We start from the raw sequence: 7,729 nt of genomic DNA, 5'->3' as shown, positions 1-7,729 counted from the left end.
TAGGCCGCGAGCCCACTCCCTTACCAGAAAAACAACCTTTCCAACCAACCCATGCAGGAAGGCCAGAATATCCCGTATTAGCTACCCTTTTCGAGCAGTTATCCAGGAAAGTAAGGGGCAGGTTACTCACGTGTTACTCACCCGTTCGCCACTAATCAACCAAGCAAGCTTGGTATTTTCGTTCGACTTGCATGTGTTAAGCACGCCGCCAGCGTTCGTCCTGAGCCAGGATCAAACTCTCCAAAAAAACTGAAGAACCAGAAAACAACTAGCTCAAAAAAATAATAGTTGACAAAGAAATCAACAAGAAAAACCCCCCAACAAACACCATGCCTGTTGGAGAAGAATTCAAGACATAAAAAAACTTGACACACTATCGAGTTCTCAAACAACGCACCCAGCAGAACATCTAACGAATTTTTTGTTTTCGTTGCTGTCCCGCAGGCACTCGTATAACTTTAGCGGCCGTCCACCAGTCTCGCAACCCAGTTTTGAGTGACCGTAGCCACAAAATGGCCGCTTCGGGGGTAAATCAGGGTTCTAAGCCAATACCAGAAGGCCCCCTGAAGGGCCGGCCTAGGCATGTATTTTACCTAGTTAAGATTGGTTTGAACCAGGGTTTACTAGGTTTGATCTATGCAGAGCGCGGCCCTAAATTTTGTGACCGGCAACATCTAAAAATAGTTTAGAGACCGCCGCCTCTGCCTACTCCCCCAACGTGAGCAGCAAGTGCGCGATCACCCGCATAAACAGGTGGCGGGCCGGGGCCACCCCTGAGGCCACAGACATCCATGAGGCCGGAGACGCCCAGGGAGGCTGACCTGGCGCCCCTAATGGTGGAGCCCTTCCATGAGGCCGGGGACGCCCAGCGAGGCCCCGTAAAACAAGTGTGGGGCCGCCCCATAAGGGACGGCCCCACCACTAGCCAGCCTGAAAATTCAGGCAGCCAGTAGAGACAAATCAGGCGATGTCACGCACAGCGTCAGCTACGGCGTCGGCAACGCGAGTGTCAAAGGCACCCGGAATGATGTAAACCGGGCTGAGCTCGCGCTCAGAAACTACCGAAGCGATACCGGTGGCGGCAGCACGCAGCAGCTCGGTGGAGATGTCGGTGATACCGGTGTCCAGCAGACCACGGAACAGGCCCGGGAAGGCCAGTACGTTGTTGATCTGGTTGGGGTAGTCGCTACGGCCGGTGGCCACCACAGCGGCGTACTTGGTGGCGGCGATCGGGTCCACCTCGGGGGTGGGGTTAGCCATGGCGAACACAATGGCGCCCTCGTTCATAACCGCTAGGTCTTCAGGCTCCAGCAGGTTACCGGAGGAAACACCGATGAACACATCGGCGCCCTTGAGGCCTTCCTTCAGGCTGCCGGTAACGTGGCGGGGGTTGGTGTGCTCAGCCAGCCAACGACGGTGCTCGTTCATACCCTCGGTGTTGTCACCGTTGAGGGCGCCGTCGCGACCGTAACCAACAATGTCGCGAGCGCCGTGAGCCATCAGCAGCTTGGCGATAGCAGAACCAGCCGCACCCACACCGGAAAGCACAATACGTACATCCTCGATGTTCTTGCCAACTACCTTTAGGGCGTTGATTAGGGCGGCTAGGGTAACAATGGCGGTGCCGTGCTGGTCGTCGTGGAAGACCGGGATGTCCAGCTCTTCACGCAGACGGGCCTCAATGTCGAAGCACTTGGGGGCGGCGATGTCTTCTAGGTTGATGCCGCCGTAGGCGGGGGCTATAGCCTTAACGATAGACACGATCTCGTCGGGGTCCTTGGTGTCCAGGGCCACCGGCCAAGCGTCAACGCCACCGAACTGCTTGAACAGTACGGCCTTACCTTCCATTACCGGCATGGCGGCCTCAGGGCCGATGTCACCTAGACCGAGCACGGCGGTGCCGTCGGTAACCACGGCAACAGTGTTGCGCTTGATGGTTAGCTTGCGGGCCTTGGAGGGGGTGTCGTAGATAGCCTTGCAAACACGGGCTACACCGGGGGTGTAGACACGAGAGAGGTCACGACGGTTACGAATGGGGGTACGTGCGGCGATTTCAATCTTGCCGCCGATGTGGGCCAGGAAGGTGGAGTCGCCTACGGTTTCAACTTCCACTCCGGGCAGGTTCTTGAGTAGATCAATTACTTCAAGGCGGTGGTTGGAGTCCCGCAGGTCCATGGTTAGGTCGATTACGACCTTCTCGCCGCTGGGGTCATCCACGTCAACACCGGTGACGATGGCACCGGTGGAAGCCGCAGTGTCAACCAACTGCGCTACCGAAGCCTGGCTGCGCGGTACCTGTAGTCGCAGAGCTACGGTGTAGCTAGGGCTGGGCTGTGCCATTTTTGTAGTCCTTTCACAAAACGACGGCGGTGGCTAAGGCCTGTATGCCGTTCATTGACACTATTGTGTCCGACTAAATACGCGCTGTGCAGCGAGGTTTCCCACAATAAACGCCCGGCTTGTTTGTAATCTTTGCAATTTTAACTATTTGTCTTTACTAAACAGGAGGGGACGTGGCCGCAAGGCCACGTCCCCTCCGTTATTTTGGCTTGTAATTTAGCCAGTTTCGTTTAGCCCTGTACGCGCTCCATGATCAGCTCGCGTACACGCTTAGCGTCAGCCTGGCCACGCGTAGCCTTCATCACTGCGCCCACAATTGCGCCGGCGGCAGCTACCTTACCGGCACGAATCTTGTCGGCCACATCGGGCTGAGCCGCCAGGGCGGCGTCCACGGCTTCCAGCAGGGCACCGTCGTCGCTAACTACCTTCAGGCCACGCTTAGCGGCAACCTCAGCCGGGTCACCTTCGCCAGCTAGTACCCCAGCGAGCACCTGACGGGCTAGCTTGTCAGTTAGCTCGCCGTCGTCGACCATCTTTTGCAAAGCCGCAATCTGGGCGGGAGTAACCGGCAGGTCAGTAAGTGCCTGCTCCTGCTCCTTGGCGTAACGGGCCAGCTCACCCATCCACCACTTACGGGCAGCCTGGCCGCTGGTGCCAGCCAAAGCGGTAGCCTCAATCAGGTCCAGGGCCTCAGCATTGACCACATCGCGCATCTCTTCGTCGCTTAGTCCCCAGGCTTCCTTTAGACGACGGCGCTTAGCGGCCGGCATCTCCGGTAGCGAGGCAGCAATCTCCTGCACCCACTGGCGGCTAGGAGCCACGGGTACCAGGTCAGGCTCAGGGAAGTAACGGTAGTCGTCGGCGTCGGACTTAACTCGGCCGGGAGCGGTAGTACCGTCAGCCTGACCGTGGCGGGTCTCCTGCACGATCTCACCGCCGTCAGCCAAAATCGCGGCCTGACGCTGAATCTCGTAGCGAATGTGCTGCTCAATAGAGCGGAAGGTGTTGACGTTCTTGGTTTCAGTGCGGGTACCCAGCGGCGCATCGGGGCTCTCGCGCAGCGACACGTTCACGTCCGCACGCACGTTACCGCGCTCCATGCGGGCCTCAGAAACCCCAATGGCACGGAAAATATCACGCAAGGTACGCACATAGGCGGCAGCTACCTCGGGGGCTCGCTTACCGGCACCCTCAATGGGGCGGGTCACGATCTCCACCAGCGGCACACCAGCGCGGTTGTAGTCCACCAGCGAGTATTCCGCACCCTCAATACGTCCGTCGGCGCCACCAATGTGGGTGTTCTTACCGGCGTCCTCTTCCATGTGAGCGCGCTCGATGGGCACGCGGAAAATTTCGCCGTCTTCTAGCTCCACATCTAGGTAACCGTCGTAGGCGATGGGCTCATCAAACTGGGAGGTCTGGAAGTCTTTAGCCAGGTCCGGGTAGAAGTAGTTCTTGCGGGCAAAGCGGCAAGACTCAGCAATTGAGCAGTTCAGGGCCAAACCGATACGGATGGCGTACTCCACACCCTTGGCGTTAACCACCGGCAGAGCGCCGGGCAGACCCACAGAGGTAGGGGTGGTTAGTGAGTTAGGGGTGGCGCCAAACTGGTTAGGGGCGGCGTCGAACATCTTGGTAGCAGTACCCAGCTCGACGTGCACTTCGAGGCCCAAAACCGGATCGAAACGCTCAACGGCCTCGTCGAAATCCATTAGCTTATCGCTCATCGCACTTCCTTATAGCTGGGGGGCACGCTCTAGCAGCGCGCCACCAACACGTTCGTTTACCAGCGCCTCTAGCACCGCACCCACGCGGTAGAGACGGTCATCCTTACGTTGCGGGGCCAGGATCTGGAAGCCCACCGGCAAGCCTTCGCTAAGACCGCTAGGCAGGCTCATGCCAGGGATACCCGCCAGGTTAGCCGGAATGGTGGTTACATCCAGCTTGTACATGGTCAGCGGGTCATCCTTCTCACCGAAACGGTAAGCGGTGATCGGACTGGTGGGGCTGACCAAAATGTCGACGTCGGCAAAGGCGGCGTCAAAGTCGCGCTGTACCAGGGTGCGCACCTTCAGGGCACTGCCGTAGTAGGCGTCGTAGTAACCGGCGCTGAGCACGTGGGTGCCCAAAATGATGCGGCGCTTAGCCTCGTCACCAAAACCGGCGCCACGGGTAGCAGCCATAACGCGCTCAGCGGTGACCGGGCCTTCCTTGGGCTCAACGCGCAGGCCGTAACGCATACCGTCGTAGCGGGCCAGGTTGGAGGAAACCTCGGCGGGCATGATCAGGTAGTAGGCGTCCAGGGCGTATTCCAGGTGGGGCAGGTCCACAGTCTTGATGGTGGCGCCGGCGTTCTCCAGCAGGGTTAGGGCCTGGTGGAAGGAGTCCACTACCCCTTCCTGGTAGCCTTCGCCGCCGTCGAGCTGAGAAATTACACCCACGCGCAGACCCTTTAAGTCCATGCCGGCCTGGGCGGCGCGCACCACGTCGGCCATGCCTCGGGGGGCGTCAGACAGTGAAGTGGAGTCCAGCGGGTCATAGGAGGCCATCACGTCGTGCAGCAGCGCAGTGTCAAGCACGTTGCGGGCCATGGGGCCGGGGGTGTCCAGCGAGGAAGCCATAGCGATTACACCGAAACGCGAAACCGTACCGTAGGTGGGCTTAACCCCCACGGTGCCGGTGACGGCAGCGGGCTGACGGATCGAGCCACCGGTGTCGGTACCTACCGCTAGCGGGGCCTCATAGGCGGCCAAGGCGGCAGCCGAGCCACCTGAAGAACCACCAGGGATACGCTCTAAATCCCAGGGATTGGCGGTGCGGTGGAAAGCCGAGTGCTCAGTGGAGCCACCCATGGCGAATTCGTCCAGGTTGGTCTTACCCAAAATCGGCATCTGGTTGGCGCGAATGTTAGCTACCAAAGTGGCGTCGTAGGGCGGCACCCAGCCTTCCAGGATCTTGGAGGCAGCGGTGGTCACCTGGCCGCGAGTACAGCACAGGTCTTTAACTGCTACGGGCACACCGGCTAGCTCAGGTAGCGCGGCGCCTTCCTTGCGGGCAGCGTCGACGGCGTCAGCGGCGGCCAGGGCGCCGTCGTGGTCTACGTTTAGGTAGGCACCCACGGCAGGCTCTAGGGCATCAATGCGCTCTAGGTGGGCCTGGGTTAGTTCGCGGGAGCTAAATTCTCCGGCGGCTAGTTTGGCGGCCTGCTCGGCTGCGCTTAGACGGGTAAGTTCGCTGTTCACGCTCACTCCTCATCACCCAAAATCTGGGGTACTAGGAACATGGAGTCTTCGCTGGCGGGGGCGCCGGCTAGAAGCTCTTCTACATCCAAGGTGGGGCCCGGTACATCTTCACGCATCACGTTAGTTAGCGGCACCGGGTGGCTGGTGGCGGGGATTTCTGCGGAAACCACAGAGTTAACGCGAGCAAATGAGGAGGCTACGGCGTCGAGCTCTTTAGCTAGGCGCTCCACCTCGGCGTCTGTTAGTGCAACGCGAGCCAATGCGGCTACACGCGCAACTTCGGCGGTAGAAATTGTCGACATGGTCTCAAGTTTAAACCCCGCCAGGCGGCCGTTGGTTACTTGGCCTTAACAAAAGTGGCTGCGCCGTTAGCGAGTTGTGTCCTTAAAACTATCCCAGCCTGCCTGCTTGGCGCATAACATGTAAGCAGCACGACTGCCACAGACAGGCGACAAGTGCACCGGACCTAAACTAAAATAAAGTTGATCCGTAAACTATTAGCTAGTTTACTCCCCTTACACCTTCCCCAATATCTAGGTGTAAATCTCACGGAAGTTGACGGTAGTGATAAAACTCTTCAACCGTTCACAGAAGGTAAGCGCGAACGTTGAAAAACGGCGCCGCTGGCCCTGGCTGGTGGGCGCCGCAGCCCTCCTAGCTGTGGGCGGTGGCGCGGGCGCTTGGGCCGTGCATTATTCGGACCATGCCCTCCCCGGCACGAGTGTGGCCGGCCAGGATGTATCAGGCATGACTCAGAGCGAAATCGCCAAGTTGGTGTCCTCTAAGGCAAGCTCTGCCAAGGTGTCTATCTCCGGTGCGGTTAACCGCCAGGCTAGCCTCAGCGAGCTGGGGGTTAAGGTCGACGCCGCCGCTACTGCTAAGGCTGCTCTGTCACCTAACGCTTCAATCATGAACCGTTTCACGGCGCCGTTTACCTCTAACAATTCAGTAAGCGTGGTTTCCACCAGCTCTTCAATCAAGATTGACGAGTACATCGCCAAGATTTTGCCGCCAGGCTCTAACGCCCCGGTCAATGCTTCGGTGACCTTTAACGAGGAAGAAACCACCTTTGAGGTTGTCTCCGGTAAGGATGGCCAGAGCCTGTCTCCTAAGGAGATTGAGCAGGCTGCCACCAGCGCCGCCGCGCAGCTTAGCTCTACCTCGGTGAAGGTGGCTTATGTGAACACGGCCCCCACCATTACTTACACCAAGGCTAAGGCTGCCGCTGATAAGGCCAACACCATCGTTAAAAACGATGTGACCATTACTGACCCTGACGGCGACACCTACACCGCTGACACTGAAACTAAGGCCTCCTGGATCAAGGTTGGCCCCAGCACGGATGGCAAGAATCTGGCCGTAACCGTCGATAAGGAAGCAGTAACCAAGTGGGTTAACAAGCAGGCTTCGGCCGCGCAGGTGACCCTGGTTGAGGGTGAACGTAACGTTTACTCTGACGGTAAGGTGGCCACGGTGGTGGTTGAGGCTAAGGACGGTAAAGACGTCCAGAACGCTTCTACTGTCTCTGAGCAGCTACTGACTTCGCTTAACAACGGCAAGGTTTATGCCGGTAAGTTCGAGTACAAAACCACTAAGGCAGAGTGGAAAGAGCGCACTATCGCCAACGGCGCAGAAAAGCTGGTTTACCCGGCAGCTGAGGGCGAGAAGTGGATTGACGTTAACCTGTCTAACGCCACAGTGACCGCTTATGTGGGCGCCACGGTGGTGCATGGCCCGGTGGGCATGGTTCCGGGCGCTCCGGGCACTGAAACCGTGACCGGCACCTACCATGTCTACCTCAAGTACGCCGCCCAGGATATGGGTTGCGCCGCCGGCTGGGATTACTGCTCCAAGGATGTTCCTTGGGTCACCTACTTCACCGGTTCTTATGCCCTGCACGGTGCGCCTTGGCGTAACTCTTTCGGCTGGTCTGGTGAGGGCGGCTCGCACGGCTGCGTGAACATGCCAGTTTCTGAAGCCAAGTGGATTTACGACTGGGCCCCGGTGGGCACCACGGTAGTTTCGCACTACTAAACCGCTACGCACGCTTAAACCGCTAAGCGCACTAATGGGGTCGGGTTTTAAGCCCGGCCCCATTTTTGTTATGTCTCCCTTTGGTTACTTCAGGCGGGGACGACGGCGCCTGC

The 7,729-nt window shown here is 58.6% G+C and carries 5 protein-coding genes and 1 rRNA gene; 1 reads left to right on the top strand and 5 read right to left on the bottom strand.

The window, feature by feature from the left end:
- The 5 genes from HMPREF0045_RS08895 to gatC all read right to left on the bottom strand — a co-directional run.
- A 16S ribosomal RNA gene (locus HMPREF0045_RS08895) occupies window positions 1-247 on the bottom strand; the annotation flags it as partial.
- Between the two features lie 713 nt (window positions 248-960).
- Window positions 961-2,340, bottom strand: a complete 1,380-nt coding sequence (locus HMPREF0045_RS08890; protein WP_005987618.1) for an NAD-dependent malic enzyme — start codon at window positions 2,338-2,340, stop codon at window positions 961-963.
- 230 nt (window positions 2,341-2,570) lie between these two features.
- On the bottom strand, window positions 2,571-4,067 hold the full coding sequence (gene gatB / locus HMPREF0045_RS08885) for an Asp-tRNA(Asn)/Glu-tRNA(Gln) amidotransferase subunit GatB (RefSeq protein ID WP_005987616.1): 1,497 nt from the start codon (window positions 4,065-4,067) through the stop codon (window positions 2,571-2,573).
- Window positions 4,068-4,076: 9 nt separating this feature from the next.
- Entirely contained in the window at window positions 4,077-5,582 is a 1,506-nt protein-coding gene (gatA, locus tag HMPREF0045_RS08880; RefSeq protein WP_005987614.1) for an Asp-tRNA(Asn)/Glu-tRNA(Gln) amidotransferase subunit GatA, read from the bottom strand.
- A gap of 2 nt (window positions 5,583-5,584) precedes the next feature.
- Window positions 5,585-5,884 (bottom strand): Asp-tRNA(Asn)/Glu-tRNA(Gln) amidotransferase subunit GatC, encoded by a 300-nt coding sequence (gene gatC / locus HMPREF0045_RS08875; protein WP_005987612.1) that lies wholly within the window; start codon window positions 5,882-5,884, stop codon window positions 5,585-5,587.
- Window positions 5,885-6,146: 262 nt separating this feature from the next.
- On the opposite strand from gatC, the gene HMPREF0045_RS08870 reads away from it, so the two are divergent.
- Complete coding sequence (locus HMPREF0045_RS08870) at window positions 6,147-7,616, top strand: L,D-transpeptidase (protein WP_005987610.1); 1,470 nt, start codon at window positions 6,147-6,149, stop codon at window positions 7,614-7,616.
- The last annotated feature ends 113 nt before the right edge of the window (window positions 7,617-7,729 follow it).

Source organism: Actinomyces graevenitzii C83 (assembly GCF_000239695.1).
In the GTDB taxonomy this organism is placed as follows: Bacteria; Actinomycetota; Actinomycetes; order Actinomycetales; family Actinomycetaceae; genus Actinomyces; species Actinomyces graevenitzii.
The sequence above is the reverse complement of the archived record's forward strand: the minus strand, read 5'-3'. Positions and strand labels throughout refer to the sequence as shown.

What these genes read in the sequence shown, in the direction of transcription:
- gatB (WP_005987616.1), bottom strand. Translation starts at nt 4,067, where the DNA reads ATGAGCGATAAGCTAATGGATTTCGACGAGGCCGTTGAGCGTTTCGAT.
- HMPREF0045_RS08890 (WP_005987618.1), bottom strand. Translation starts at nt 2,340, where the DNA reads ATGGCACAGCCCAGCCCTAGCTACACCGTAGCTCTGCGACTACAGGTA.
- gatC (WP_005987612.1), bottom strand. Translation starts at nt 5,884, where the DNA reads ATGTCGACAATTTCTACCGCCGAAGTTGCGCGTGTAGCCGCATTGGCT.